24 protein-coding genes are annotated in these 26,144 nt (G+C 70.0%); 12 read left to right on the top strand and 12 right to left on the bottom strand.

Translation table 11 applies throughout. The features are described from left to right. Positions 1 to 56: 56 nt before the first annotated feature. From ptsP to dhaK, 3 genes are read right to left on the bottom strand one after another with little or no spacing between them, the layout of a single operon-like run. Entirely contained in the window at positions 57 to 2,564 is a 2,508-nt protein-coding gene (ptsP, locus tag GLO27_RS01970) for a phosphoenolpyruvate--protein phosphotransferase (RefSeq protein WP_167253358.1), read from the bottom strand. Then, positions 2,564 to 3,205 (bottom strand): dihydroxyacetone kinase subunit DhaL, encoded by a 642-nt coding sequence (gene dhaL / locus GLO27_RS01965; protein WP_136025247.1) that lies wholly within the window; start codon positions 3,203 to 3,205, stop codon positions 2,564 to 2,566. The genes ptsP and dhaL overlap by 1 nt, the downstream gene beginning before the upstream one ends. Continuing rightward, positions 3,205 to 4,197 carry a dihydroxyacetone kinase subunit DhaK gene (dhaK, locus tag GLO27_RS01960; protein ID WP_029260506.1) on the bottom strand — a complete coding sequence of 331 codons (993 nt, stop codon included), beginning with the start codon at positions 4,195 to 4,197 and terminating at the stop codon, positions 3,205 to 3,207. The genes dhaL and dhaK overlap by 1 nt, the downstream gene beginning before the upstream one ends. Before the next feature lie 160 nt (positions 4,198 to 4,357). On the opposite strand from dhaK, the gene GLO27_RS01955 reads away from it, so the two are divergent. Then, positions 4,358 to 5,125, top strand: coding sequence for an IclR family transcriptional regulator (locus GLO27_RS01955; RefSeq protein ID WP_029260505.1), 768 nt, complete (start codon positions 4,358 to 4,360; stop codon positions 5,123 to 5,125). A 91-nt stretch (positions 5,126 to 5,216) separates the two neighbouring features. Here GLO27_RS01955 and GLO27_RS01950 read toward each other — a convergent pair whose 3' ends face one another. Further along, complete coding sequence (locus tag GLO27_RS01950) at positions 5,217 to 7,337, bottom strand: DEAD/DEAH box helicase (RefSeq protein WP_167253356.1); 2,121 nt, start codon at positions 7,335 to 7,337, stop codon at positions 5,217 to 5,219. A 92-nt stretch (positions 7,338 to 7,429) separates the two neighbouring features. Between GLO27_RS01950 and GLO27_RS01945 the strand changes: the two genes are divergently transcribed. The 8 genes from GLO27_RS01945 (at position 7,430) to GLO27_RS01910 (ending at position 14,108) form a co-directional block, all read left to right on the top strand. After that, complete coding sequence (locus GLO27_RS01945; RefSeq protein ID WP_136025249.1) at positions 7,430 to 7,849, top strand: pilus assembly protein CpaE; 420 nt, start codon at positions 7,430 to 7,432, stop codon at positions 7,847 to 7,849. A gap of 86 nt (positions 7,850 to 7,935) precedes the next feature. Beyond that, positions 7,936 to 8,910 (top strand): 1,2-phenylacetyl-CoA epoxidase subunit PaaA, encoded by a 975-nt coding sequence (gene paaA, locus GLO27_RS01940; protein WP_021198807.1) that lies wholly within the window; start codon positions 7,936 to 7,938, stop codon positions 8,908 to 8,910. Continuing rightward, positions 8,910 to 9,215 (top strand): 1,2-phenylacetyl-CoA epoxidase subunit PaaB, encoded by a 306-nt coding sequence (gene paaB, locus GLO27_RS01935; RefSeq protein ID WP_017828375.1) that lies wholly within the window; start codon positions 8,910 to 8,912, stop codon positions 9,213 to 9,215. The genes paaA and paaB overlap by 1 nt, the downstream gene beginning before the upstream one ends. After that, the gene (paaC, locus tag GLO27_RS01930) at positions 9,212 to 10,075 is read left to right on the top strand and encodes a 1,2-phenylacetyl-CoA epoxidase subunit PaaC (protein WP_167253354.1); all 864 of its coding nucleotides are present in this window, start codon (positions 9,212 to 9,214) and stop codon (positions 10,073 to 10,075) included. The genes paaB and paaC overlap by 4 nt, the downstream gene beginning before the upstream one ends. After that, positions 10,069 to 10,563 (top strand): 1,2-phenylacetyl-CoA epoxidase subunit PaaD, encoded by a 495-nt coding sequence (gene paaD, locus GLO27_RS01925; protein WP_021198809.1) that lies wholly within the window; start codon positions 10,069 to 10,071, stop codon positions 10,561 to 10,563. Before paaC ends, paaD begins: the two co-directional genes overlap by 7 nt. A gap of 1 nt (position 10,564) precedes the next feature. Then, positions 10,565 to 11,728: a 1,2-phenylacetyl-CoA epoxidase subunit PaaE gene (paaE, locus tag GLO27_RS01920; protein WP_021198810.1), complete on the top strand. Its 1,164-nt coding sequence runs from the start codon at positions 10,565 to 10,567 to the stop codon at positions 11,726 to 11,728. A gap of 13 nt (positions 11,729 to 11,741) precedes the next feature. Further along, entirely contained in the window at positions 11,742 to 12,512 is a 771-nt protein-coding gene (locus GLO27_RS01915) for an enoyl-CoA hydratase/isomerase family protein (RefSeq protein WP_021198811.1), read from the top strand. A gap of 72 nt (positions 12,513 to 12,584) precedes the next feature. Then, positions 12,585 to 14,108 (top strand): ATP-dependent DNA ligase, encoded by a 1,524-nt coding sequence (locus GLO27_RS01910; protein ID WP_167253352.1) that lies wholly within the window; start codon positions 12,585 to 12,587, stop codon positions 14,106 to 14,108. A gap of 16 nt (positions 14,109 to 14,124) precedes the next feature. Here the strand turns inward: GLO27_RS01910 and GLO27_RS01905 are convergent, their stop codons facing one another. Further along, the gene (locus GLO27_RS01905; RefSeq protein WP_021198813.1) at positions 14,125 to 14,634 is read right to left on the bottom strand and encodes a phosphoribosyltransferase; all 510 of its coding nucleotides are present in this window, start codon (positions 14,632 to 14,634) and stop codon (positions 14,125 to 14,127) included. A gap of 163 nt (positions 14,635 to 14,797) precedes the next feature. Here GLO27_RS01905 and GLO27_RS01900 point away from each other — a divergent pair, with 163 nt between their 5' ends. Then, positions 14,798 to 16,447 carry a thiamine pyrophosphate-binding protein gene (locus GLO27_RS01900; protein ID WP_167253350.1) on the top strand — a complete coding sequence of 550 codons (1,650 nt, stop codon included), beginning with the start codon at positions 14,798 to 14,800 and terminating at the stop codon, positions 16,445 to 16,447. A gap of 90 nt (positions 16,448 to 16,537) precedes the next feature. On the opposite strand, the gene GLO27_RS01895 is transcribed toward GLO27_RS01900, so the two are convergent. Further along, the gene (locus GLO27_RS01895) at positions 16,538 to 18,460 is read right to left on the bottom strand and encodes an endonuclease/exonuclease/phosphatase family protein (RefSeq protein ID WP_243844699.1); all 1,923 of its coding nucleotides are present in this window, start codon (positions 18,458 to 18,460) and stop codon (positions 16,538 to 16,540) included. A gap of 187 nt (positions 18,461 to 18,647) precedes the next feature. On the opposite strand from GLO27_RS01895, the gene GLO27_RS01890 reads away from it, so the two are divergent. Continuing rightward, complete coding sequence (locus GLO27_RS01890; protein WP_021198816.1) at positions 18,648 to 19,052, top strand: VOC family protein; 405 nt, start codon at positions 18,648 to 18,650, stop codon at positions 19,050 to 19,052. On the opposite strand, the gene GLO27_RS01885 is transcribed toward GLO27_RS01890, so the two are convergent. From GLO27_RS01885 to GLO27_RS01860, 6 genes are all read right to left on the bottom strand, one after another. After that, positions 19,040 to 19,414, bottom strand: a complete 375-nt coding sequence (locus GLO27_RS01885) for a VOC family protein (protein ID WP_021198817.1) — start codon at positions 19,412 to 19,414, stop codon at positions 19,040 to 19,042. The two genes, GLO27_RS01890 and GLO27_RS01885, sit on opposite strands and share 13 nt — an antisense overlap. 114 nt (positions 19,415 to 19,528) lie before the next feature. Further along, on the bottom strand, positions 19,529 to 20,161 hold the full coding sequence (locus GLO27_RS01880; RefSeq protein ID WP_200861059.1) for a response regulator transcription factor: 633 nt from the start codon (positions 20,159 to 20,161) through the stop codon (positions 19,529 to 19,531). Continuing rightward, complete coding sequence (locus GLO27_RS01875) at positions 20,155 to 21,348, bottom strand: sensor histidine kinase (RefSeq protein ID WP_031206824.1); 1,194 nt, start codon at positions 21,346 to 21,348, stop codon at positions 20,155 to 20,157. The genes GLO27_RS01880 and GLO27_RS01875 overlap by 7 nt, the downstream gene beginning before the upstream one ends. Positions 21,349 to 21,388: 40 nt before the next feature. Continuing rightward, entirely contained in the window at positions 21,389 to 22,144 is a 756-nt protein-coding gene (locus GLO27_RS01870; RefSeq protein WP_167253348.1) for an ABC transporter permease, read from the bottom strand. Between the two features lies 1 nt (position 22,145). Then, positions 22,146 to 23,120 (bottom strand): ABC transporter ATP-binding protein, encoded by a 975-nt coding sequence (locus tag GLO27_RS01865; protein WP_167253346.1) that lies wholly within the window; start codon positions 23,118 to 23,120, stop codon positions 22,146 to 22,148. A gap of 185 nt (positions 23,121 to 23,305) precedes the next feature. Further along, a complete protein-coding gene (locus GLO27_RS01860; RefSeq protein WP_167253344.1) occupies positions 23,306 to 25,177 on the bottom strand; it encodes an FAD-dependent monooxygenase in 1,872 nt (623 codons plus the stop codon). Positions 25,178 to 25,336: 159 nt separating this feature from the next. Between GLO27_RS01860 and GLO27_RS01855 the strand changes: the two genes are divergently transcribed. Next, entirely contained in the window at positions 25,337 to 26,047 is a 711-nt protein-coding gene (locus tag GLO27_RS01855) for an IclR family transcriptional regulator (RefSeq protein ID WP_167253342.1), read from the top strand. Positions 26,048 to 26,144: the final 97 nt, after the last annotated feature.

The raw sequence follows: 26,144 nt of genomic DNA, 5'->3' as shown, positions 1-26,144 counted from the left end.
GAATGAAACGGAGAATATGTCGCTGCACGCATATGGTGCGGGCTGACCCGGGTCGCTCACCCGTCGGCGAGTGCAGCGGCAGCAGCCGAACGTGCCGCATCGGCCGAAGGAGCGCCGACCGCGGCGGCCGCGGCCCGTGCGCACTCCACCGAGGACAGCTCGCTCAGCTTCGCTGCCACCCGACCCAGCGACCGTGGAGCCATCGATAGCGAGGTCACGCCCAGTCCGACCAGCACGGGAGCAAGTGCCGGGTCACCGCCGGCTTCGCCGCACACCCCCACCGGCTTGCCCACCGCACGGCCTGCCTCGCCGACGGCGGCGATGAGACGAAGCACCGCAGGCTGCCACGGATCGTTCAGATCCCCCAACTCGCTGAGCAGTCGGTCGGCCGCCATCGTGTACTGCGCGAGGTCGTTGGTACCCAGGCTCACGAAGTCGACGACCTCGAACAGTTCGGCCGCGAGCAGGGCCGCCGACGGGGTCTCGATCATGATGCCGACCCGGTCCAGCCCCGCCGCCCGGCACCGATCGGCGAACTCCGCGGCCTCGTCGACCGTCGCGACCATCGGCGCCATCACCTCGACCACAGCCTCCTCCTCGGCGGCCGCCCGTGCGAGAGCCCGCAGCTGGTCGTCGAGAAGCTGCGGTCGACGTCTGGCGATCCGCAGACCGCGGACCCCGAGCGCCGGGTTGTCCTCGCGGTCCGCGTTGGCGAAGGGCAGCGGCTTGTCGCTGCCGGCGTCGAGGGTGCGCACCACGACCTTGCGTCCGGGGAAGGCCGCCAGCACCCCTCGATAGGCGGCGATCTGCTCGTCGACGCTCGGGGCGTCCGTGCGATCGAGAAAGCAGAACTCCGTGCGGAAGAGGCCGATGCCCTCCGCCTGGGCCGAAGCCGCGTTCGTCGCGTCCGCCGCACCCCCGACGTTCGCGAGGAGCGGGACGCGCTGCCCGTCGGCGAGCGCGCCTGCACCGTCGAACTCGAGGACCGTCGCCGACGCTCGCGCCTCGGCGACACGGGACGGCGCAGGCTCGACCTCGACCGTTCCCCGGTCACCGTCGACGAGCACCGTGACTCCGGCCGGGATCGCTTCCGCGTCCGCGAGACCGACCACGGCGGGAAGACCGAGGGAGCGCGCGATGATGGCGGTGTGCGAGGTCGGCCCGCCCTGCGCGGTGACGAGGGCGATGCATCCTCCGCCGGCGAGCAGCGCGGTGTCGGCGGGGGCGAGATCCGTCGCCACCAGCACGAAGGGCTCATCGCGCTCGGGCACGCCCGGCATGTCGACCTGGAGGATCTCGGCGATGATCCGGTCGCGCACATCACGGATGTCGGCGATGCGCTCGGCCATCCGCCCTCCCAGCGCGGCGAGCGCCTTCTCATGGACGACAGCCGTCTCCCAGACCGCACGGGCCGCACTGCGTCCCTTCGATCGCACGAGCGCCGTGGCCTCGGACACCAGCTCCGGATCGGACGCCAGAAGCCGGGAAGCGTCGAGGATCGCCCTGGTCTCCCCCGTCGCCTGCGCGGTGCGCGAGCAGAGCTGATCGGCCACGGCGACGGCCGCCCACTCGATCGCGGAGACCTCGGAGTCCCGGTCGGCCTCGGGGACGACCGTGGTCGGGTCGGGCTCGGGAAGCGGGGGCGCGAGGTGGACCACGGGCGCGGCGACGCGGCCGGAGCTCACTCCTCGTCCGCGAAGCACCGTGCCGGGCGGGACCGCACGCGCGGGCTCCCCCTCCCGCGACGACGGCGCACCGACCGCGGATGCCTCTGCGGCTCCGGACACCCCGGAAGGCGGTGCGACCGCCGTCTCGGGTGGTGCCTGCTCCGTCCCCTCGCCGAACCCGTCGTCGAACAGAGCGACCAGCCGATCCAGTGCCTCCGTCGCGTCATCGCCGCGAGCGGTCAGCTCCAGTTCATCGCCCTGGCGCGCGCCGAGCACGAGCAGGCGCGTCAGGCTCGCGGCGGCCGCATCCGGGCCGTCGGGAAGCCGTCGCAGGTGTACGTCGGTCCCGGCGGCGGCCCGGGCGATCAGGGCAGCGGGACGCGCATGGACGCCGAGCGGATTGCGGACGCGCACCCGACGCACCTGCACGTCACCATCCGCCTGCGGCACAGCCGGTGCGTCGGCGATCTGGTCTTCCCCGGCGCCGAGCGCGCCGGTCTTCACCCCGAGCGCCGCCGTGGCTTCGGCAGCCACCTGATCCAGCGTCCCGCCCGCAGCAGCGGACACGACGGCGGCGAGCAGTCCCTCCACGAACGGTGCCGGGGCGAGCCGCACCGGCACCGCACTCGATCGCAGCTCGAGGGCGAGCTCGGCGCTGAGCACGGCGGATCCCAGATCCATGAGCACGAGCACGCCCTCGCACTCCGCCGCGAGCTCATCGATGGCCGCTGCCACCGCGACGGCATCAGTGCCGAGGATCGGTGCCCCCTCGGCGTCGACTCCCGCTCCGGCCGCGACCTGCACGCGCACTCCGCCGTCGTGCACCATCTGCAGGGCAAGCTCCAGTGCCGCCTCCCCGAGCCGTGCGCTGTGGGAGACGGCGACGATGCCGATCATCAGGCCGTGTCCGCGACCGCTGCGGCGAGCGTGTCGAAGAGGATCGCCGTGGAGGCCGCTCCCGGGTCGAGGTGCCCCGCGCTGCGCTCCCCGAGGTAACTCGCCCTGCCCTTGCGGGCCACCAGCGGCAGCGTGGCATCGCGTCCGGCTGCCGCGGCGTCCGCGGCGGCCCTGGTCGCCTCGGCGACAGAGGATCCCGCGGCGAGTGCCGCGTCCATCGCGTCCACCGCCGGCGCCATCGCGTCGAACATGGTCTTGTCCCCCGCTTCCGCCTTACCGCGTGCGACGATGCCGTCGAGTCCTGCCCGCAACGCAGCCGCAAGAGCGGGGCCGTCGAGTTCGGACACCGGCCCGGCCGCCATTCCCGTCCGCAGGAAGAAGGTGCCGTAGAGGGGTCCGCTGGCTCCGCCGACGGAACTCACCAGGGTCATGCCGACGGTCTTGAGCAGTTCGTCGACCTTTCCGGGTGCGCCCGCGGAGAGTTTCTCGCCGACGGCGCTCATACCGCGAGCCATGTTGGCTCCGTGGTCGGCGTCGCCGATGGCCGAGTCGAGTTCGGTGAGCCAATCGCGCTTCTCGGTGACGGCGGCACCGAACCGGGAGACCCAGTCGGCGAGCACGACGGTGTCGACCGCGCCCATCAGACGCCCCACCGCAGACCGGGGGTGTTCACCGGGGCATCCCACAACCGCAGCAGCTCATCGTCCGCCTTGAGCAGGGTGACCGAGCACCCGGCCATGTCGAGCGACGTGATGTAGTTGCCGACGAGGTTCCTGGCGATCTGCACGCCCGACTTCTCGAGGATCGCCGCGACCTCGCCGTACATGAGGTAGAGCTCGATGAGCGGCGTAGCTCCCATGCCGTTGAGCATCACGATCGCGGGTCCTGCGGCGTCGAGATCGGCGAGGATCGGCTCGACCAGCTGCCGGGCGATCTCGGATGCCGGAGCGAGGGGTTCGCGGTGACGCCCGGGCTCGCCGTGAATGCCGATGCCGATCTCCATCTGATCGTCCGGAAGGTCGAACGTGGGCTTGCCTGCGGCGGGCACGGTGCAACTGGTGAGAGCCATGCCCATCGAGCGCCCCTGTCCGTTGACCTTCTTGGCCAGCTCGACGACGGCGGCGAGGTCCCGCCCCTCTTCCGCGCCCGCTCCGACGATCTTCTCGAGCAGCACGGTGAGGCCCACCCCGCGGCGACCGGCGGTGTACAGCGAGTCCTGCACGGCGACGTCGTCATCCACGGTGATGCTCCCGACCTCGATCCCGTCCATCGCGGCGAGCTCGGCGGCCATCTCGAAGTTCAACACGTCGCCGGTGTAGTTCTTCACGATGTGCAGCACACCTGCGCCGCGATCCACGGCCTGGGTGGCCACCTGCACGCGATCGGGGGTCGGGGAGGTGAAGACCTCGCCGGCGACCGCCGCATCCAGCATCCCGGTGCCGACGAACCCGCCGTGCAGCGGTTCATGGCCGGAGCCGCCACCGGAGACGATCGCGACCTTGCCCTGGGCCTTGGGCGTGGCTCGGGTGATGACATGGTTCTCGAGGTCGACGGAGAGCTCCGGATGAGCGAGGGCGACACCCTTCAACGATTCGACGAGAACGTCTTCCGGGGCGTTGATGAGCTTCTTCATCATTCGATCTCCTTTGATCCTTCGAGGTCTCTTTCGCAAAAAATCCGAAAGCAATTCGTTAATGTCGAATATGCTCGGACCCTGCCGGGTTGTCAAGATCAATCGTGAAACCCGGCTCCATCGGCTCCGGCTCGACGACGCACCGGAAGGAGGCCTCACCGTGATCCAGGCGATCGACCGCGCGGCGAAGATCCTCGAACTGCTCCAGGGAGCACGCCACCTCGGCATCACCGACCTCGCGGCGGCACTCAGCCTGCCGCCGTCGACCGTGCACGGGATCGTGAAGTCGCTGCGGTCGCACGGACTCGTCGCGAAGGAGCGGGGCGGCCAGCGCTACATGCTCGGTCCGACTCTCCTGCGCCTGAGCAACGTCTACCTCGACACCCTCGACGTACGCGCCAGGGCGATGAGATGGACGCAGGAACTCGCGCGCCGCACCAACCTCTCGGTACGGCTGGGCGCACCGCACTTCACCGACGTGCTCGTCATCCATCACAACCTGCGACCCGACGACAGCCAGCAGATGCTCGAGACCGGGGTGGCCATCCCCGCCCATGCCTCGGCGATGGGCAAGGTCCTCCTCGCCTACGACCTGGGTTTCCAGCAGAGCGTGTTCGAACAGCCGCTGCGCAGCCTCACCGGCGACACGATCACCGACGTCGCTCGGCTGACCCTCGAGCTGCCGGCCATCGCCGAACGCGGCACGGCCGGAGAGTTCGACGAGGCGGTGCTCGGCGAGTCCTCGATCGCCGCCCCCGTCGCTGACGCGTCGAACGACATCGTCGCCGCGGTCGCCGTGGTGCTGCCCACATCGCAGACACCCGCCTCGGACGCGATCCTCAATGCCCTGCGCGAGACGGCACGGAACGTCTCCCGCGAACTCGGCGCGACCACCTGGCCACCGCGCGTGGCGCCCGCCGACGATTGACGTCCGCGCGTCCGATCCGGTGCGGCGGATCAGCACTCGCCCGACGAACCGGCGCTCGCCGACGCCTCCTCCACCCAGCCGCTAACTCCGCTCAGCCGCGAAGCGCGAGGGCGAACGGCAGGACCGCGGTCGCCCCGGCCTGACGGAGCGCTCGGGCCGCGACCGTCATCGTCCATCGACTGTCGACAAGGTCGTCCACGAGCAGCACCGGCCCCGACGGCACGTCGAGGTGCTGCGCGCTGAAGCGGTCCCAGAGTCCGGCGAGACGGAAGACGCTGTTCCCGCCCGGCCCACCGGAGGGCCCGCCACCGACGGGTTCGAGCGCGCCGAGGGAGGGCAGACGGCCGACGTCGGCGAGCCCGCGGGCGAGCGAGTCGACCAGGAGCGGGTGCGAACGCGATGGCATGGCGACGACAGCCACCGGGCGCTCCTCCCAGCCCCATCCGGCGAGCACGCGGACGCAGGCCTGGAGCTGCTGCGGTGTCACCGCGGCGTCGGGCGCGCCCACGGCGAAGATCTCGCGCAGCGCCCCTCCCCAGCCCAGATCGGTGAGGCGCGCCAGCGCTCGGCCCTCGGCGGCCTGCTCGTCGGCGGGGATGCGCCCCTTGACCGGCACGTCGAGCCGATCGGCACCGGTCGGCCAGGCACGACGAGGCTCGATCGGCACACCGACACGGTCGAGCGACTCCGCGGCCTGCGAGCTCGCGGATTCTCCGATCTCGCGAGGGAACCATCCGCCCGCGCAGTTGTCGCACCTTCCGCAGGGCGCGGCCGTGTCGTCGTCGAGGGCGCGCTGCAGGAACTCCATACGACAGCCGTCGGTCTGCTCGTATTCGATCATGTGCTGCTGCTCGGCGAGACGCTCGGCGGCGATGCGCTCGTAGCGCTCGGCGTCGTAGGTCCACGGCTCGCCGGTCGCGACCCAGCCGCCCTGCACGCGCCGCACCGCGCCGTCGACGTCGAGGACCTTCAGCAGCAGCTCGAGCGGCGTGCGGCGGATGTCGACCATCGCCTCGAGCGCCGGCGTCGAGATCGGAGCATCGCCGAGCGCACCGATCACCCGCTCCGCCCGCTCCTTGTCGGGCATCGACGCCGTCGCGAAGTAATGCCAGATATCGCGATCCTCGACGCCGGGCAGCAGCAGCACGTCGGCGCTCTCGCTGGCACGGCCCGCACGCCCCACCTGCTGGTAGTAGGCCACCGGCGACGAGGGCGCCCCGAGGTGGAGCACGAAACCCAGATCGGGCTTGTCGAAGCCCATACCGAGTGCACTGGTGGCGACGAGCGCCTTCACCTCGTTGCGCTTGAGCATCCCTTCGGACTCGGCGCGTTCATCGGTGTCGGTCTGTCCGGTATAGGCCCGCACATCGTGTCCGTGGTCACGCAGCAGCCGGGCGGTGTCGACGGCGGCCGCGACGGTCAGCGTGTAGATGATGCCGGATCCGGGAAGATCGTCGATGTGGCTGAGCAGCCACGCGAGACGACTCGCCGAATCGCGCAGGCGGAGCACCCCCAGACGCAATGAGGTGCGGGCGAGCGGGCCGCGGATGGTGAGCACCGGCTCGGCGTCGCGGTCACCGCTCTGTAGACTGCCGAGCTGCTCGGCGACGTCTGCCACGACCCGGCTGTTCGCCGTCGCGGTGGTCGCCAGCACCGGCACGTCGGCGGGCATCTGCGCGATCAGGTCGCGCAGCCGCCGGTAGTCGGGACGGAAGTCGTGTCCCCAATCGCTGATGCAGTGCGCCTCGTCGACGACGAGCATGCCGATGCGACGCACCAGCGCCGGCAGCTGCTGCTCGCGGAACGCGGGGTTGTTCAGCCTCTCCGGCGAGACCAGCAGCACATCGACCTCATCGCGGTCGAGCTGCCCGAGCACCTCGGACCATTCGTGCGCGTTGGTGGAGTTGATCGCGACCGCCCTCACCCCCGCACGTTCGGCCGCGGCGATCTGGTCGCGCATGAGCGCGAGCAGCGGCGACACCAGCACCGTCGGCCCCGCCCCCTGTCGACGCAGCAGCAGGGTGGCGACGAAGTACACCGCGGACTTTCCCCAGCCGGTGCGCTGCACCACGAGCGCGCGCCGACGCGCCTCGACCAGCGCCTCGATCGCCTCATACTGCCCGTCGTGGAAGTCGGCGTCGGGGCGGCCGACGAGTTCGCGCAGCGCCGCGCGTGCGGCCTCACGGGTGTCGGCGGGAGCTGCGAATGTCATGCGCCCACTCTGCCCCACGCCGCCGACACGACGACGCCGTCATCCACAGGTTCGCCGAGCCGTCGGCGAGTCCGGTCGTCTAGCGTGAGGGGATGATCACACGCGAGCTCGCCGTCGCCCTGCGAGACTCCGGACTCGTCTGGCATCCCGCCGAGGGCGACCGCTTCCAGCTCGACCTGCCGGACGAGGTGGAGTTCGAAGCGGAGGCCGAGGTCTTCACGGTCAGCGAGATGACGATCGAAGCCCGCCAGACGCCGAGCGGCACCGATCTGGCGTTCAACGGCACCACGGAATGGGCGCTCGATGCGGTGACCCTCGCGGATGCGGTGTGGCTGCCGCGGGAGGATCAGCTGCGCGACCTGCTCCGGGGCACCTTCCGCGCGCTGGTGCGCCTCGAAGACGCCTTTCGCGTCGACGTCGAGATCGGTGGCCATGTGATCGCCTTCGAGCACCCCGATCCCTCGGAGGCCTACGGCCGGGCGCTCCTCGAGCTGATCTCGCGCTCGCACTGAGCGGGTGCCTTGAAACCGGCCGTGCTCTGTGTCAGAATTACCTAACGATCGGTCAGTAAAGTTGGCCGGAGGCCGAGGAGTCGACGATGACCAGTCCCGCAGACCTGTCCCTGGTGGGCGAGCTCTCCGATGAGGAGCGTCTCTTCGACGAGCTCATCGCGAACGAGCAGCGCATCGAGCCCCGCGACTGGATGCCCGATGCCTACCGCAAGACGCTGGTGCGGCAGATCTCCCAGCACGCGCACTCCGAGATCATCGGCATGCAGCCCGAGGGCAACTGGATCACACGCGCGCCGAGCCTCAAGCGCAAGGCGATCCTCATGGCGAAGGTGCAGGACGAGGCCGGCCACGGTCTCTACCTCTACTCCGCGGCGCAGACCCTGGGCACCACGCGCGACGAGATGATGGATCAGCTCATCAGCGGCAAGGCGAAGTACTCGTCGATCTTCAACTACCCCACCCCGACCTGGGCCGACATGGGTGCGATCGGCTGGCTCGTCGACGGCGCCGCGATCTGCAATCAGGTGCCGCTGTGCCGGGCCTCCTACGGTCCGTACGGCCGCGCCATGGTGCGCGTGTGCAAGGAGGAGTCGTTCCACCAGCGGCAGGGCTTCGAGATCCTGCTCACGCTGATGCAGGGCAGCGCGGAGCAGCGCGAGATGGCACAGGATGCCGTGAACCGCTGGTACTGGCCGAGCCTGGCGATGTTCGGGCCGCCCGACGACCAGTCCCCGAACTCGGCGCAGTCGATGAAGTGGAAGATCAAGCGGTTCTCGAACGACGAGCTGCGCCAGCGGTTCGTCGGCATGCTCGTGCCCCAGGCCGAGATCCTCGGGGTGACGTTGCCCGACCCCGATCTGCGCTTCGACGAGCAGACCGGCCAGTATGTGATCGGCGAGATCGACTGGGACGAGTTCTTCGAGGTGGTGCGCGGCAACGGGCCGTGCAACGCCGAGCGACTCGAGCGCCGACGCACGGCCCACGAAGAGGGCGCCTGGGTGCGCGAGGCCGCCGCGGAGTATGCCCGCAAGCAGTCCCTCGAGACGAAGGCGGTGGCGTGATGGCGACACCGGGCGCGGATGAGCGCGAACCCTGGCCGCTGTGGGAGGTGTTCGTGCGCGCCAATCGCGGGCTCAGCCACGTGCACGTCGGCTCGCTGCACGCGCCCGACGCCGAGATGGCGATCCGCAACGCGCGCGACCTCTACACCCGCCGCGGCGAGGGCGTGTCGATCTGGGTGGCGCCCGCCGACGCGATCACCACGAGCGATCCCGACGCCAAGGGCGCATACTTCGAGAGCCCCGCGGGCAAGAACTACCGCCACGCCGTGTACTACACGGCCTCCGAGGGAGTGCCGCACCTGTGAGCACACCGCACCCGACCACCGCGCCCGAGGACGTCGACGTTCACGGCGACATCCACGGCGACGTCTCGGTCGACGAACTCCGCCTCTCGCAGGAGCTCTCCGGCACCGGCGCGGTGGCCACGTCCGCCGACATCGCCGAGTACGCACTGCGCCTCGGAGATGACGCCCTCATCCTCTCCCAGCAGCTGGGCGCCTGGATCTCGCGGGCCCCGGAGCTGGAGGAGGACGTGGCCCTGGGCAACATCGCGCTCGACCTGCTCGGCCACGCGCGCTCGTTCCTGCACTACGCGGGGTCGTACGACGGCCGCAGCGAAGACGACCTCGCCTTCTTCCGCGACGAGCCCGAGTTCCGTTGCGCGTGGATCGTGCAGCAGCCCAACGGCGACTTCGCCCAGACGATCGCCCGACAGTTCGTCGTGGCGACCTACATGTTCGAGCTCTACACGGCGTTGCGCGGCAGCAGCGACGAGACCTTCGCCGCGATCGCCGAGAAATCGCTCAAGGAGGTCGACTACCACCGCGATCACGCCGTGCAGTGGATGCTGCGCCTCGCGGGTGGCACCGAGGAGTCCCGCACCCGCATCATCCGGGCGATCGGTGATGTCTGGCCGTACGTCGACGAGCTGTTCCGCGACGATGAGCTGATCGAGCGACTCGGCGATGCGGCCGTGTCCCCGTCGCGCCTGCGTCCCGGGTTCGACGGCGTGGTCGCGACCGTCTTCACCGAGGCGGAGCTGACGGTTCCCGACGTCATGTCGTCGTCGGCGCGCGGGCGTCGCGGCGCGCACGCGACCCCCCTCGGCCACATCCTCGCCGAGATGCAGGTGCTCGCGCGACGGCATCCGGGGGCGACATGGTGACTCTCACTCCGACGCAGGCCGCCTGGCGGATCGCCGCTTCCGTTCCCGACCCCGAGGTCCCCGTCCTCACGATCGAGGACCTCGGCGTGCTCCGTGCGGTCGAGGTCGACGGCACCCGGGTGCACGTCGACATCACGCCGACGTACAGCGGCTGCCCCGCGATGGACACGATCCGAGACGATGTGATCCTCGCCCTCACCGCCGCCGGCTTCGACCGGGTCGATGTGCGGCTGGTCCTCTCGCCCGCCTGGACGACGGACTGGATGACGGAAGTCGGCAAGACGAAGCTCGCGGAGTACGGCATCGCGCCGCCCTCCGGCCGCGCCGCCGTCTCGACCGGGCCGATCCGCCTGGCGCTGAGCGTGCGCTGCCCGCGATGCGGGTCGCTCGACACCCGCGAGGTCTCCCACTTCGGCTCGACCTCGTGCAAGGCGCTCTTCGAGTGCCGCGCCTGCCTCGAGCCCTTCGACCACTTCAAGGTGCACTGACATGTCGCTCTTCACCTCGGCGCCCGCGCCCTCGCCGCGGACGACCGCCGCACGCGCGACCTCCCCCCGGAAGCGCGCCCGTTTCCACACCCTCGTCGTCGAAGACGTGCGTCCGCTCACCGAGGATGCCGTGGAAGTGACGTTCACGGTCCCGGCCGCGCTCGCCGACGAATACGACCACCTTCCCGGTCAGTACGTCGCCCTGCGCACCACCCTCGACGGCGTCGAGGTGCGGCGCTCCTACTCGCTGTGCCGCGCACCGGAGCATCGCGACGACGGACAGGACACCCGGCTGAGCGTCGCCGTTAAGCGCGACGAGGGCGGACTCTTCTCCACGTGGGCGCAGACAGGCCTGCACGCCGGCTTCGAGATCGACGTCATGAGCCCGCAGGGCACCTTCACCTCGGCGCTCGACGACCTCGACGACCGCCATGTGGTGGGGATCGCCGCCGGCTCCGGCATCACGCCGCTGATGGCACTCGCGCACACGGTGCTGAACCGGTCGGACACGTCGCGGTTCACCCTGCTCTACACGAACCGCGCGACGCTCGACGTGATGTTCCTGGAAGATCTGGCCGACCTCAAGGACCGCTTCCCGACGAGGCTCGTGCTCCACCACGTGCTGTCCCGAGAGCAGCGGGCGGCTCCTGTGCTGTCCGGACGCATCGACGAGGAGAAGCTCCGCACGATCCTCGGCACCCTCATCCCGCCCGCGACCGTCGATGAATGGTTCCTGTGCGGACCTCTCGCGCTGGTCGACCTCTGTCGCGAGGTGCTGGCCGATGTCGGGGTCGATCGCTCGCACATCCGCTTCGAGCTGTTCACGACCGGTGATGAACCGGCACGTGCGGCCCGGCCGGTGCAGGTGCGCGCCGGCGAGAAGACCGTGCGCATCGAGGTCACGCTCGACGGTGTCTCCTCGACCGTGGAGAGCCCGGTGGATGCACACGAGTCGGTGCTCAACGCGGCGCTGCGCGTGCGGCCCGACGCTCCGTTCGCCTGCGCGGGCGGCGTCTGCGGCACGTGCCGCGCGCGCGTGATCGAGGGCAGCGTGACCATGACCGAGAACTACGCGCTCGAGCCCGACGAGCTCGAACGCGGATTCGTGCTCACCTGCCAGTCCCACCCGACCAGCGACCGCGTGGTCGTCGACTACGACGTCTGACCCCGGAGGCCCCATGATCGACCTCACCATCGCCGACGACGTCGCCACGATCGTGCTGAACGCGCCGTCGAAGCGGAACGCCCTCGATGAACAGGGGCTGGCGGAACTCGACACCGCATATGTCGAGGCGGAGACGGCGGGCGTGCGGGCCCTCGTGCTCCGTGGCGAAGGACGCGGGTTCTGCGCTGGGCGGGATATCTCCGGCGTCGACCCGCGGGATGACGATGTGCTCGGCTACCTCGGCGGCCTCGTGACGCCGTTGCTGCAGCGGATGTCCCGGTTTCCCGCGCCGACGTTCGCCGTCGCGCACGGTGCCTGCCTCGGGGTCGGCCTCGGCCTCCTGATCGCGACCGATGTCGTGTACGTAGCCGAGTCTGCGAAGATCGGCTCCCCGTTCGCGGCGCTCGGCGCGACGCTCGACTCCGGCGGCCACGCCCTGTTCCTCGATCGGCTCGGGGCGCACAAGACACTCGACCTCATCTACACGGGCCGCCTCATGAGCGGCGCGGAGGCCGTGGCATCGGGCCTGTTCTCGCGCGTGTTCCCGGATGACGAGGTCGTGCAGGCGACGACGGATGCCGCAGCGACGGCGGCGCGCGGTGCCACGGCGGCGTTCCTGGCGAGCAAGGAGCTCATCGCCCGCATCCGCGACGAGCGGCTCGCGCTGTGGGATGCGGTCGGCATCGAGAACGCCGCGCAGGCCGCGCTGTGCGACACCGACGACTACCGCGAGGGCTTCGCGGCCTTCCAGGAGAAGCGGAAGCCCGAGTTCGGCGGGCGCTGAGCGGGCCCGTCAGCACACCAGGTGGGAGACCCCTGCCACCCGAGTGTCGTACCCCGGTGCGAGAATGCCCACATGCTGCTCGCAGAGCTCGTCTCCACCACCGACCGTGTCGGAGCCACGTCGTCCCGGCTCGCCAAGATCGAGGCCCTCGCCGACCTGCTCACGCAGGCAGAACCGAGCGAGATCGCCGCGGTCATGGGTCTTCTCCTCGCGGCTCCCCGCCAGGGCAAGCTCGGGGTCGGGTGGCGAGGCATCGCCGCCCTCGACATCACGCACACCGAGAGTCCGACGTTGTCCGTGCTCGACGTCGACCGGGCCCTGGACTCGCTGGCGGCGACGTCCGGTTCCGGCTCCACCTCCGCCCGGAGCAGCATCCTCGGCGAACTCGCCTCCCGCGCCACGGCCCCCGAATGGGACTTCCTCGTCCGGGCGATGCTCGGCGAGCTGCGCACCGGCGCTCTGTCCGGGGTGCTGCTCGACGCGATCGCCCGGGCCTCCGATCGAGCGCCGGCGACCGTCCGGCGCGCAGCCATGCTCTCCGGCGATCTCGGCGAGACCGCCCGCATCGCACTCACCGGAGACGAAGGCGACCTCGAAGCCGTGGGTCTGCAGGTCGGACGCCCCGTCCTGCCGATGCTGGCGGCCACCGCGCCGACTCCCTCCGCCGCGCTCGAGATCACCGGCGAGGCGTCGGTCGAGTACAAGCTCGATGGCGCCCGCATCCAGGTGCACCGTCATGGCGACGAGGTCGGCGTCTACACGCGGAGCCTCGCCGACGTCACCCACCGGGTGCCGGAGCTCGTCGAGATCGTGCGCGCGCTCCCCGTCACGGATGTCATCCTCGACGGGGAGACGCTCTCGCTCGACGAGGACGGAGGGCCGCTCCCGTTCCAGGAGACGATGTCGCGGTTCGGCGCCGATGTGTCCCGCGAACTCGTCCTGCGGCCGTGGTTCTTCGATGTGCTGCACGTGGATGGGCGCGACCTGATCGACGAGCCGCTGTCCGTGCGGCTGGCCGAACTGGAACGCGTGGCCGGCGACTGGCGGATGCCCGGCATAGTGACAGACGATGCCGAAGCCGCCGAACGTCTCTCGCGCGAGGCCCTCGCCGCGGGCCACGAAGGTGTCGTGGTCAAGGCGATCGACGCGCCCTACGCGGCGGGCCGCCGAGGCAAGTCCTGGATCAAGGTCAAGCCGGTCCTGACGTTCGACCTCGTGGTGCTCGGTGCGGAATGGGGTTCCGGACGACGTCGCGGCTGGCTCTCGAACCTCCACCTCGGTGCCCGCGACCCCGAAGGGGAGTTCGGCGACCCCGGCGGGTTCGTCATGGTCGGCAAGACGTTCAAGGGGCTCACCGATGAACTGCTGAGGTGGCAGACCGCGGAGTTCCCCGAGCACGAGTCGCACCGCACCGCATCGACCGTGTTCCTGCGCCCCGAGCTCGTCGTGGAGATCGCGATCGACGGCGTGCAGCGCTCACCGCGATACCCGGGAGGCATCGCGCTGCGATTCGCTCGCGTGAAGGGATACCGCACCGACAAAACCGCAGTCGAGGCCGACACGATCCAGACGCTGCGTTCGCTGCTGCACGCGTGACCCCCGCGCAGCAGGCTCAGGCGGAGGGCGCGAGCCCCTGATCCTCTTCGCGGACGGTTCCACGGAACGACCACGGGAAGTCGATCCAGAGGTCGGTGTCCTTCCAGGCGAAGTCGGGCTGGATGATCGTCGACGGCTTGGTGTAGATCGTGACCGACCGCACGTCGGCCCCCTTGTCCTTCAGCAGCTGCACGGCCAGGGCGAGCGTGCGACCCGAATCCGCGACATCGTCGACGAGCAGCACGCGGCGTCCGTCCAGGTACGCCATGTCGAGCTCGGGAGGCAGCACCTCCGGTGCGTCGAGCACGGTGCCGATGCCGGTATAGAACTCGACGTTGATCGCTCCGCAGTTCTTGGCGCCGAGACCGTAGGCGATCGCGCCTGCCGGGAGGAGTCCGCCGCGCGCGATGGCCACGACGACCTCGGGCATGAAGCCGCTGTCGAGGATGTTCCGTGCCAGATCGCGCGTCGCCGCTCCGAAGCCGTCCCAGGTGAGTGTCTCGCGCTCGATCTCTGCATCAGTCATTCCTGCATTCTCCCGCATTCCGCAAAGGTCTCCCGCCGGTAGACTGAGCGGGTCCGGCCCGGCCGGTGCCTGAAAAAGAGGCACGAAGCACTCCGCGAAGACGCAGAGGCGAGACACATACGGATTCCGCACTACCTCCGTCCCTGTCTCGAAAGGCTTTCGCATGCCCACCGTGTCCGCGCACGTCGCCCTCACTCTCGCCCAGCACATCGACGCCGTGTTCGGGGTGATGGGCAATGGCAACGCCTACTTCCTCGACGCGATCGAGACGCAGACGGATGCCGTGTTCACCGCTGTCCGCCATGAACAGGGCGCCGTGGTCGCGGCCGACGCCCATTTCCGGGCGTCGGGTCGGATCGCCGCCGGCACGTCGACGTACGGCGCCGGTTTCACGAACACCCTGACCGCGCTCGCAGAAGCCGTGCAGGCGCACGTGCCGCTCGTCCTCGTCGTCGGAGACGAGCCCACGTCCGGTCCCCGCCCCTGGGACGTCGACCAGATCGCTCTCGCCTCCGCCGTGGGTGCCCGCACCTATACCGTGGGGCGTGCGGACGCCGCCGCCACCACCGTCATCGCGATCGAGCACGCCCTCACCTACCGGGTGCCCGTCGTCCTCGCGATCCCGTACGACGTCGCGGCGCTCGAGGCGGGCGAGGTCCCGGAGGCGCCGTCTCCGCGCATCCCCGCTCCGCTCCCCCCGCGCGGGGAGTTCGCCGACGCGATGCTCGACGAGATCGCCGCCGCGCTGGCAGGTGCCGAGCGGCCGTTCCTGCTCGCCGGTCGCGGCGCGTGGCTGTCCGGAGCGAGCGCCGCGCTGGGAGAACTTGCGGCCGTGACGGGAGCCCTCACCGCATCGTCGGCTCTCGGCCGCGGGGTGTTCCCCGACACGCGCTACGACCTCGGTGTGACCGGCGGCTTCGGTGCCGATGGCGCGATGGAGCTCGTGCGCTCTGCCGACGTCGTCGTCGTGTTCGGTGCCGCGCTGAACCAGTTCACGATGCGGTTCGGCGAACTGTTCGCTCCGGGCACGCGCGTCTTCCAGATCGACATCGCACCGGCTGCGACACACGCGCACGTCGGAGGCTTCGTGCGTGCCGACGCCCGGCTGGCCGCGGAGGACCTCGTCGCCAGGATCGGGTCGGCCGGATCGGCGAGCCCGTGGCGCGAGACGGTCGATGTCGCGTCCGCGCGCACGTACGATGCCGGCGACGAGCTCGCTCCGGACGGACGCCTCGACCCGCGCTCCGCCGCCCGCCGCATCGCCGAGCTGCTCCCGGAAGACCGCGTCGTGGTGTCCGACGGCGGACACTTCATCGGGTGGGCGAACATGTACTGGCCGGTCGCCGCTCCCGACCGCATGATGATGGTCGGCACCGCGTTCCAGTCGATCGGGCAGGGCTGGCCGAGCGTGGTCGGTGCGGCGTTGGCACGACGGGAATCGACCGTGGTGCTGACATCGGGCGACGGCGGTGGGCTCATGGCGATCGCGGATCTGGAATCCGCGGTGCGTGCTGCCGGCGGCCGCGGCATGGCCGTGGTCTGGAACGACGCCGCCTACGGTGCCGAGGTGAACCTCTACGGTCTCAAGGGGCTGGCGGAGGGCCCGATGCGCATTCCCGAGGTCGACTTCGCGGCATTCGGCGCTGCGGTCGGCGCCGAGGGCGTGGTGGTGCGCGCGCTTTCCGACCTCGAACGCCTCGCGAGCTGGGCGGAAGAGGACCCGGCGACGCGCCCCTTCCTGCTCCTCGATCTGCGCATCTCGGGCGACGTGATCGCGCCCTACCAGCAGGAGATCATCCGCGTGAACTCCTGACCTCGGCGCATTTGCTCCGCAATCGGGATCGGAATCGGGATCGGGCGATGCCGGCACGCCGCCGAGGCCGGGTCGGCACCGCCCGTCGGATCAACCGTGACGCCGACGCCGTCGCCACACGACGAGGCCCAGCCCCACGCCGAGCAGCAGCGCTCCGCCGAGGAGCAACGGCATGCTGTCGGCACCGGTGGTGGCGAGGCTGTCACTCTTCACCGTCCCGCCCCCGGATCCGGGGGCTGCGGCTCCCCCGGTGCCGGGTGCGCCGCCCGGGGTACCCCCTGGCGATTCGCCACCGATAGAAGCGGTCACGGTGAGCGCGACGGTCGTCTCCGCACCATCGGGGTCGATGACGACGATGCTGTGAGCCCCGGGGGATGCGTCCGCGGGAACGGTGACGGTCGCACGGAACGCGCCCGACGCATCCGTCGTCGCCGTCCCGAGCGGCATCGGAGTCGAACGCAGCTCGATCCGCAGCGCGGTCGTGGCGGGGAAATCGGTACCCGAGATCGTGACGTCGCTTCCTGCAGCGACCGAGGCCGCGCCGAGCTGCACGTTCGGCTGCTCGGGCTCGGGCTCGGGCTTCGCGCACCCCTCGTCGCAGACCGTGAAGTTCGCCAGGACCGCCTTGTGATCGGAGGGCCAGACGGCATCCGGAGTGATGATCTCATCGGCGCTGTCGTCGACGACGCGGGCGTTGCGCACGATGCTCGACTGTGGACCGACCACGGCCGCTCCGTCGATCGAGAGCCGCCGGTCCGGCGTCGCGAAGATGTAGTCGATACGGTCGCGCTCATCCGCTTCCGGCGCCCAGGTGAGCGATGACGTGGGGAACAGGGGGTTGTCCGAAGGCCAGGTGAAGCCCGGGTTCGCCACCGGGTCGGGGTGCACCGTGCGGAAGGCGTCGATCAGTCCCCCGTCGAGCAGCGTCTGCGTCGTCTGCCAGGGGACGACGACGCCGTTGTGATCGAAGAGACCGGCGGTGGCAGCCGTCCAGTCCTGCGAGGGTGGTTCGTTGAAATCTCCGCCCACGATGGCGAGTCGTCCCGCCGCTCGCTCGGCGTCGATGTCGGCGACGAGATCCGCAGCCGCAGCGGGGCGGCCGGACTGCTCGTTCGCCTTCAGGATCGCCTCGACATCGGTCACGGGAGCGCCGAGCTTGTTCCAGGTGTTCCAGCCGGCCGGCCAGTCACCGAGGACCTCGCCGCCGTACCCCCGCGGAAGGTAGGTCGTGTACCAGCGGTACTCCAGGTGACCGCCGTAGACGACCACCTCGGAGCCGTTCACATCGAGCACCGCTTTCGACCACCAGCGCCCGACCGTGTCGGTCGAGAGAATCGGATACCGCGAGACGATTCCGGTGTCGGTCGCAGTGAGGTGCTGATACCCGAGCAGTGCCGCGACCTGGGCGGGAGCCTGACCCACCTCGGGCAGGAACGTCACATCGGCATCGGTCTGCGTGATGATGTCGGCGATCTGCCGTGCCCCGTCGGCGACCTGCGTGCCGCCGTGCCACACATTGAACGTCAGCACGTTGAGGCCGCTCTTCCCCTCGATCTCCGGCTTCGGCTCAGCAGGCGTGACGGGCGGCTCGGCGTCATCGTCCGTGACGGTGAGGTCGATGGGTCCGGCGAGCACGTTGTAGCCGTCGTCCTCGAGGAGATAGACGTCGTACTCCCCCGCTCTCATCGTCGACGAGTTGCGGGTCCACCCCTCACGCGTCGAAGGGTTCCAGGTGACCTCACCCGCCGCGGTGGGAACGTATCGCCAGTCCAGGGACGCCGGACCACCGGGCACCACGCCGTCGCGATAGATCCCGATCCAGTTGCGGTCGTGAACAGCCGTGCCGGCATCGAACGTGAAGGTCACGGTTTCGTCGATCGCGATGCTCGGGGAGTCGACCGCGAGCGATCCGTCCGCCGCATGTGCGGGCGGGCCCACGAGGATTCCGGCGAGAGCGATGGCGGCGCCGAGGAGAGCGAGTCGTCCTCGCTTCGGCCGGGAGGGGGAGGTCATTGCGAGGAGGTCCTTTCGAAGCGCGGTCCGTCGCGACGGTACGGGCGTCGGATGACCGGCTCGTGACCTCGAGGTGAATGCCGGTGGCGGGTGGCACGGAGAACGGCTGCCGGAGCGTCGTCGCGGGAGGTTCGAACCACCACGGGCATCGTCCGCTCCGCCGGCTCTCCCCTGGCAGACTCGGACCATGCCGGGTTTCCATCACGTCGAACTGTGGATCGCCGATCTCGACGCGGTACGCGCGGAATGGCGCTGGATCCTGCAGCGCCTCGGTTTCACGCTCGACAGCGAATGGCCCGGCGGCGAATCGTGGGTCGCCGACAGCGCCTACCTCACTCTCACGACGTCTCCGAATCTGTCGGGCTCGACGCACGACCGCCGACGTCCCGGACTCAACCATCTCGCGTTCCACGGCGGTGCGCGCGCTGCCGTCGATGCGCTCATGGCGCAAGCACCCGCCCACGGCTGGGATCCGCTCTACGCCGACCGCTATCCGCACGCCGGCGGCGACCGGCACTACGCCGGGTGGCTCGAGAACGCCTCCGGCTTCAAGATCGAGATCGTCGCCGACGCCGGGCCCTACGCTCCATAGTCGGGGAGCTGCTGCAGCGTCCAGGAGTTGCCGTCCGGGTCGTCGAACGACACGAAACGCCCCCAGTCCAGCTCCTGCACCCCGCGAGCGGAGACGCCCAGACCCTGCAGGTGGGCGAGCGCCTCATCGGCATCCGGGACCACGACCTGGATCGTGTTCTGGCTGCCCGGCTCGAGGTCGATGCCCAGGCCGGTGCCGAACGCTATCGAGCATGCCGACCCCGGTGGCGTCATCTGCACGAAGCGCAGTCCCTCGGTGGGCGTCTGGTCCCAATCGGCGTTGAAGCCGATCTTCTCGTAGAAGGCCTTCGAGCGGTCCACGTCGGTGACCGGCACGAAGATGAGTTCGATCTTCCAGTCCATCAGGTGCTCCTCCTGTCGGGCGCCGTCGCCCGTCGCCGCCAACGGTACGCGTGAGCACCGACATCCGACCAGCGACATTCGACCAGCGACATTCGACAGTGAGCGAACCGCCCCTCAGATCCACCCCTTGTCGAGGGCGATCCGCACCGCCTGCGCACGGTTCGCCGCCCCGGTCTTCCCGATCGCCGCGGAGAGGTGGTTGCGCACGGTTCCCGCTGACAGGAACACCTCGGCGGCGATCATCGCGGCGGAACGGCCGTCCACGGCGAGTCGCAGCACCTGTCGTTCCCGATCGCTCAGGGGGTTCGCACCGTCGAACAGGCTGTCGGCGGCGAGCGCCGGATCGAGCACGCGCAAGCCGGACTGCACGCGTCGCACCGCTTCGGCCAGTTCCTCGGCGGGCGTGTCCTTGACGATGAACCCGCTGGCACCGGCCTCCAGGGCGGAGCGCAGGTAGCCGGGGCGGGCGAACGTCGTCACGACGAGGATGCGTGTGCCCCCGCTCACCTCGCGGATGCGCCGCGTCGCCTCGACTCCGTCCATCCCGGGCATCTGGATGTCCATGAGGCACACGTCCGGTCGCAGCTCCTCCGCGAGTCGCACGGCTTCCGCCCCGTCCGCGGCCATGCCGACCACGGTGAGGTCGGGCTCCAACTCGAGCAACGCCCCGAGCGCGCCCCGCACGAGAGCCTGATCGTCGGCGATCAGCAAGCGGATGCCGATGTCGCGGTTCGATGCGTTCACCAGGTCACCTCCACGCGTGTGCCCGCGCCGCCGACGGGTCCCAGGACGAACGACGCACCGGCCGCCGCCGCGCGTTCACGCATGCCGCGGATGCCGTTGCCTTCCACCAGGCCGACACCCACTCCGTCGTCCTCCACCACCAGGCGTCCGGGAAGCAACCTCACCCGAACCGTTCGAGCACGAGAATGCCGGAGCGTGTTCGTGGTCGCCTCGCGGAGGATCCAGCTCGCGGTGATCGCCTGCACCGGCGACAGCGCGCTCGGCTCCCCCTCGACCTGCAGAGCGATGTCCGCCGCACGGAACGAGTCGCGAGAAGAGGCGAGCTGCTCCACGAGCGTGGTCCCCCGCGCGCCGGCCACCGTCGAGCGGACGCCCGCGATCGCCTCCGCCGTGAGCCGTTCGATGTCGGCCAGCTCGGCCTTGGCCCGTTCGGGATCGGAGTCCATCAGCCGCCGCACCAACTGCGCCTTGAGCCCGACGACGGTCAGCGAGTGCCCGATCAGGTCGTGCACGTCGCGGGCCACCGCTTCACGCCCTTCGCTCGTCGCCAGCTCGAGGCCGAGCCTCTCCGCCTCCGCCGAACGCAGGATGAGCCACGTCGACACCGTGTTGACCACGCCGAGCAGCGCCACGATCGCGAGCACGGACAGATAGCTGATCCCCCCAGGAAGCAGGAAGACGCACAACGCCGTCACCGTGACCGCGGCGATCGTCGTGATCCAGTGCCACAGGCGCGTCAGCCCGTAGGAGGCGAACGACATGAGGAACGGCAGGAAGCTGAGCGCCGATCCTCCCTCCGCCGGGATCGAGATCACGACGCACCCGATCAGTGCGACGAACGTGATCCACTGCCTCCGCGAGGGTGCGCGACCCAGTCCGCCGCCGCCCCGCATCCCGTGCATGAAACCGGTGACGTACAGCACGACGAACGCGACCAGTGCAGCCCACCCCACCACGACCCACGGGACCGGCGCTTCCGAGCGCAGCAGCGCGATCACCGGATAGACGAGGAACACGAGCCAGATCACGGCCATCAGCCAGCCGAACCGCGCCCACGGGTCCTTCCCCGTAGCGCTGCGCGCCCCGGGAGCCGCCCATGCCGCCGGGGCCGCGCCCGCCGCCGCGAACGACGCGGCCTCGCGGGCGGACCCTGGCGTCTCTGGACTCTCCGGGTTCGTGTGTCGCGTCATCCGTCCAACCTACTGTCGCCCTGTGCCGCCGTCGGGGCCGCTACTGCCGCGCCCGGGAGCGCTTCATCCCCATCATGACGAGGAGGGCGAACAGCAGGAGCCAGACGGCGACGTTGAGGAACAGCATCCAGAGCGGATCGGTCTGTCCCGTCGTGAGCGTCCCGTCGGTGAGGGGCCACCGGCTCAGGGCGACGAAGCCGTATAGGGGGGTGAAGCGCGCGATGTCGAGCATCACACCGTCGAGCGGCAGGAACACGTTGCCGAAGAACGCGAAGAACGTCATCGAGATCGAGGCGAGGGCCGCTGCCGAGTCGGAGCTGAAGAACAGTCCGACGCCGAGACCGAAGAGTCCGTACATGAGGCCGATCCCGAGGATGATGCTCGCCGTCGCGACCCAGCGCCAGGCGTCTTCCGCCTCGGCACCGGTCATCATCCCGGCGGTGAACACCGCCACCAATGCCAGCGCCGCGAAGGCGACCGCGGTGATCAGCTTCGTCACCGCGTATCCGGCCGTCGTGAGCGGGGTCATCGCGAGCTGGCGTCCCCACCCCTGCTTGGCCTCCGTCGCGGCGAGCGACGTGAGCGAGCTCATGGCGACCGCCGTGCCATAGGCCGCCATCGAGGTCATCACGTAGAAGGAGACGTTCCCGTGACCGGCAGAGAGCGAGCCGTAGCCCATTCCGGCGCCGAACAGCAGGTACATCGCGACCGGCATCGCCAGAGTGAACGCGAGCGTATAGGGGTTGCGCAGCTGGCGGAGGCCTTCGATGCGCAGCATGGTGGGTGAGACGAGCATGTCAGTTCTCCGTCAGTGCCGTGAAGGCGGTCTCGAGGGTGGGCGCGGCGATCTCCAGGTCATGGGCACCGTTGTCGAGCAGGATGCGGGCGGCGGCGTCGGAGTCAGCGGTACGCAGGCTGAGACGATCGCCGTCGAGCCGCACGCCGGCGACACCATCAGCCGCGCTCAGCACGGTGACGAGCACGGCCGCGTCTTCGTCGACCGTCGCCGAGACGGTCCGTTCTCCGAGGCTGGCGCGCAGCAGCGCGGTGGGGGCGTCGGCGACGACCGTCCCGCGATGCATCACCACGGTGCGGCGTGCGAACTGCTCGGCCTCCTCGAGATAGTGGGTGGCGAAGACAATCGTGCGCCCGGCATCCGCATCCGCCCGCATGACATCCCAGAAGTGCCGCCGGGCCGTGACGTCCATTCCCGCCGTGGGCTCGTCGAGCACCAGGATGTCGGGGTCGGACACCATCGCGAGCGCGAACTTCACGCGCTGCTGCTCACCACCGGAGCACTTCGAGACCCTTCGGCGGGCGAGATGCTCCAGGTCGGCGCGGGCCACGACATCGTCCACCCGGTCGAGGGCGTCGGCACCGTGGAGAGAAGCGATCAGCCGCACCGTCTCTCCGACGGTCAGGTCGCCGAGCAGGCCCCCGGTCTGCAGCACCGCCCCGATCGAACCGCTGGAAGTGGCGCGCTGCGGTGTCGTCCCGAGCACCCGCACGGTGCCGCTGCTGGGCTCGGTGAGCCCGAGAAGCATGTCGAGCGTGGTGGTCTTGCCCGCACCGTTCGGTCCCAGCAGCGCGACGACCTCGCCACGTCGGATCGACAGGTCGACCCCGTCGACAGCCTGCACCCGGCGGTCGCCCGTGCCGAAGTGTCGTTTCACGGCGCTCAGCTCGAGCACCACGGGTTCATCGGTCGGGGCGGCGGTTACCGGTCGAGCGGAGGCCCGCGTCGCCGTCCCGTCCACGGAGGAGTTGTTCATGCCTCCAGCCTCGTCCGATGCGGGCGGTGGCGCCGGAGGGCGGTGTCATCTCCTGGACGTGACACATGTCATGTCCAGGAGCCCCGCCGCCCCGGGAGGAGAACTCACCCTCGGGCGGAACGACCGGGGCCGACGCTCCGCCCGTCGAGGGGATCTCCGCCCGACGCGGAGCGGAGCCCGGGACCTCAACGCGCCGGAAGCAGCGCCCCCTCGAGGAAGTCGGCCAGCTCGGTCGTGTCATACAGCGGCAGGATCGCTGCCACGTACTGGTCTGGCCGCACCACGACCACCACGCCGTCGCGCGACAGCTCGCGCGCGGCGAAGATGTCGGTCTCGGTCCACTTGCTGGGGCCCGCCGCGTACACCTTCTCCCAGTCGGTCAGTCCGAGCGGCCCGGTCTTCGGCTGGAACAGCGCGAGAGCCGAGGTGACCTCGACCTCTTCGAACGGCTGCTGATAGACCGCCTTGACATCGAAGACGGCATCGACGTCGGCGTCCTCCGGCGTGAAGCGCGCGAACAGCGGCTCGGCCGCCTCCGCCCATGTGGCGAGCCCTTCACCGGTGCGGTCGCCGAATGCGTACACCCGCCAGCGGCCGTCGGCCTTCGCGTGGTGCCCGAGGTGCACGACGTTGCCGTCGCCCACGCGCACGACCTCGGCGGACTTGAAGCGCTTCCCGAGCGGGAAACCCACGGCCAGATCCTGGTGCCGGTCGGTTCCGGTGATCATCGACGAGGTGTACTGCGTCATGAACCCCGACGGGAACTCTGCCGTGGCGAGGTAGTAGGTGGCCAGCTCGTTGGGGTCGGAGATCTCCTCGGGCTTCCGCGCCATCAGGCTCGACCACTCGCGGTCGAAGTCGATCAGCTGCTGCGCCACGGGCCGCCGCTCGGCACCGTACGTGGCCAGCAGGGCTTCCGGGGCACGGCCCGAGAGCACAGAGCCGAGCTTCCACCCGAGGTTGAAGCCGTCCTGCATCGACACGTTCATGCCCTGGCCCGCCTTGGCGCTGTGCGTGTGGCACGCGTCGCCGGTGAGGAACACCCGGGGCGTGCGTCCCGAACCGTCGATCACGTCGTCGAAGCCGTCGGTGACCCGGTGACCGACTTCGTACACGCTGTGCCAGGCGACCTCGCGGACATCGAGCGTGTACGGGTGCAGGATCTCGTTCGCGCGGCGGATGATCTCCTCGATCGGCGTCTGCCGTACGCGATGGTCATCGTCGTCCGCGACCTCGCCCAGGTCGATGTACATGCGCGAGAGGTATCCGCCCTCCCGCGGGATGTGCAGGATGTTGCCCGCCTCGGAGTTGATCGCGCACTTGGTGCGCCAGTCCGGGAAGTCGGTGTTGACGAGCACGTCCATGACGCCCCAGGCGTGCGCGGCCGAGGCGCCCACGTGCGTGCGGCCGATCGCCTGACGCACACCGCTGCGGGCGCCGTCGCAGCCGACGACGAACTTGGCACGGATGGTCCGCTCCTCGCCCGAGCGCTCCCCCGCGACGTAGCGGATGCCGACCTCGACGGGGTACTCCCCCTCGTCGTGCACCGTGAGGCCGGTGAACTCGACCCCGTAGTCGGGCACGATCCGGCCGGGTCCGTTCGCCGCGGCTTCGGCGAAGTAGTCGAGCACGCGGGCCTGGTTGACGATGAGGTGCGGGAACTCGCAGATGTCGTAGGCGTAGTCGGAGGTGCGCGAGGTGCGGACGATCTCGTCGCGCTTGTCCGGGTTCGGGCCCCAGAAGTTCATCCAGCCGATGTTGTACGCCTCGGCGATGATCCGCTCGGCGAAACCGAACGCCTGGAACGTCTCGACGCTGCGTGGCTGGATGCCGTCGGCCTGGCCGAGCGGAAGGCGCCCGTCGCGCTTCTCGATGATGCGGGTGGAGATGTCGGGATACTGCGCCATCTGGGCGGCGAGCAGCATCCCCGCAGGCCCCGAGCCGACGATGAGCACATCGATCTCGTCGGGGAGGTCGGCGGGCCGCGCGACCCCGATGCCGGCGGCGCCCTGCACGCGCGGGTCAGCGGAGACGTAGCCGTGGTGGTGGAACTGCATCGTCGTCGATTCCTTCCGGACGTCATCGTCGGGTGTGTCTGTCGGAGGTGGTTCATCGGGTCTTGCACCCGACGCCATCGTGTTCTATATTCGAACACAACGTTCTACTATTGAACACAGCCTAAACCGCGCCGTCCGCGATCGCAAGGGAGCACCCGCATGCCCGACAGCACGATCCCCTCGCCCGCCTCCCAGACTCTCAGTCGCGGCATCCGCATCCTCGAGGTACTCGCCGATGCCCGCGGCCCCCTGACGATCGACGAGATCGCGTCCCGTCTCGGTGTGCACCGCTCGATCGCCTATCGCCTGCTGCGCACACTCGAAGACCACGGGCTGGTCACGCGCGACGCCTCCGGAGCCGTGAATCTCGGGGCGCGCATGGCAGCGCTCGCGGCCGGGGTCGCGCACGACCTGCAGGCCGAGGCGCTTCCCGAGCTCACGGCGATCGCCAACGAACTCGGCATGACATGCTTCCTCGCCGTCCTCGACGGCACCGAGTGCATCACGCTGGCCAGCGTCGAGCCTCGGCACGCGGTCGCGAGTGTCGCCCAACGCCCCGGCGCCCGGCACCCGGTGTCGGTCGGCGCCCCCGGGAAAGCGATCCTCGCGCAGGTGCCGGTCGCGGAGTGGCCGGAGGAGGTTCCCGCATCGCTTCCCGCCGACGTCGATGCGGCGCGTGCCCGCGGCTATGCGACGAGCCACGACGAGGTCATCCCCACCGTCCAGTCCGTCGCGGTCCCGCTCACACTGCGCGGACAGCGCCCGGCCGCGATCGCCGTCGTGCACGTGGCAACAGACCTCGACGATGCCGAGATCGCCGCGCGACTCCGACAGGCGGCGTCCGACATCCGCGACGCTCTCGACGGCTGACGCGCGCGCAGCCCTCGAGCCGAAGCTCCCGCCGCGGTTCCTGTCGTCGCCGTATGACAGACGACAGGAAGCGCGACGGGAGCACGTCATGCCATCC

Origin of the sequence: Microbacterium sp. Be9 (assembly GCF_011754135.1) — a bacterium.
Classification (GTDB): Bacteria; Actinomycetota; Actinomycetes; order Actinomycetales; family Microbacteriaceae; genus Microbacterium; species Microbacterium maritypicum_A.
The sequence above is the reverse complement of the archived record's forward strand: the minus strand, read 5'-3'. Positions and strand labels throughout refer to the sequence as shown.

What these genes read in the sequence shown, in the direction of transcription:
- GLO27_RS01870 (WP_167253348.1), bottom strand. Translation starts at nt 22,144, where the DNA reads ATGCTCGTCTCACCCACCATGCTGCGCATCGAAGGCCTCCGCCAGCTG.
- ptsP (WP_167253358.1), bottom strand. Translation starts at nt 2,564, where the DNA reads ATGATCGGCATCGTCGCCGTCTCCCACAGCGCACGGCTCGGGGAGGCG.
- GLO27_RS01860 (WP_167253344.1), bottom strand. Translation starts at nt 25,177, where the DNA reads ATGCAGTTCCACCACCACGGCTACGTCTCCGCTGACCCGCGCGTGCAG.
- GLO27_RS01875 (WP_031206824.1), bottom strand. Translation starts at nt 21,348, where the DNA reads ATGACGCGACACACGAACCCGGAGAGTCCAGAGACGCCAGGGTCCGCC.
- GLO27_RS01855 (WP_167253342.1), top strand. Translation starts at nt 25,337, where the DNA reads ATGCCCGACAGCACGATCCCCTCGCCCGCCTCCCAGACTCTCAGTCGC.
- paaA (WP_021198807.1), top strand. Translation starts at nt 7,936, where the DNA reads ATGACCAGTCCCGCAGACCTGTCCCTGGTGGGCGAGCTCTCCGATGAG.
- paaB (WP_017828375.1), top strand. Translation starts at nt 8,910, where the DNA reads ATGGCGACACCGGGCGCGGATGAGCGCGAACCCTGGCCGCTGTGGGAG.
- GLO27_RS01885 (WP_021198817.1), bottom strand. Translation starts at nt 19,414, where the DNA reads ATGGACTGGAAGATCGAACTCATCTTCGTGCCGGTCACCGACGTGGAC.
- GLO27_RS01945 (WP_136025249.1), top strand. Translation starts at nt 7,430, where the DNA reads ATGATCACACGCGAGCTCGCCGTCGCCCTGCGAGACTCCGGACTCGTC.
- GLO27_RS01950 (WP_167253356.1), bottom strand. Translation starts at nt 7,337, where the DNA reads ATGACATTCGCAGCTCCCGCCGACACCCGTGAGGCCGCACGCGCGGCG.
- GLO27_RS01900 (WP_167253350.1), top strand. Translation starts at nt 14,798, where the DNA reads ATGCCCACCGTGTCCGCGCACGTCGCCCTCACTCTCGCCCAGCACATC.
- paaE (WP_021198810.1), top strand. Translation starts at nt 10,565, where the DNA reads ATGTCGCTCTTCACCTCGGCGCCCGCGCCCTCGCCGCGGACGACCGCC.
- GLO27_RS01910 (WP_167253352.1), top strand. Translation starts at nt 12,585, where the DNA reads ATGCTGCTCGCAGAGCTCGTCTCCACCACCGACCGTGTCGGAGCCACG.
- dhaL (WP_136025247.1), bottom strand. Translation starts at nt 3,205, where the DNA reads ATGGGCGCGGTCGACACCGTCGTGCTCGCCGACTGGGTCTCCCGGTTC.
- GLO27_RS01905 (WP_021198813.1), bottom strand. Translation starts at nt 14,634, where the DNA reads ATGACTGATGCAGAGATCGAGCGCGAGACACTCACCTGGGACGGCTTC.
- paaD (WP_021198809.1), top strand. Translation starts at nt 10,069, where the DNA reads ATGGTGACTCTCACTCCGACGCAGGCCGCCTGGCGGATCGCCGCTTCC.
- GLO27_RS01865 (WP_167253346.1), bottom strand. Translation starts at nt 23,120, where the DNA reads ATGAACAACTCCTCCGTGGACGGGACGGCGACGCGGGCCTCCGCTCGA.
- GLO27_RS01895 (WP_243844699.1), bottom strand. Translation starts at nt 18,460, where the DNA reads ATGACCTCCCCCTCCCGGCCGAAGCGAGGACGACTCGCTCTCCTCGGC.
- dhaK (WP_029260506.1), bottom strand. Translation starts at nt 4,197, where the DNA reads ATGAAGAAGCTCATCAACGCCCCGGAAGACGTTCTCGTCGAATCGTTG.
- GLO27_RS01890 (WP_021198816.1), top strand. Translation starts at nt 18,648, where the DNA reads ATGCCGGGTTTCCATCACGTCGAACTGTGGATCGCCGATCTCGACGCG.
- GLO27_RS01915 (WP_021198811.1), top strand. Translation starts at nt 11,742, where the DNA reads ATGATCGACCTCACCATCGCCGACGACGTCGCCACGATCGTGCTGAAC.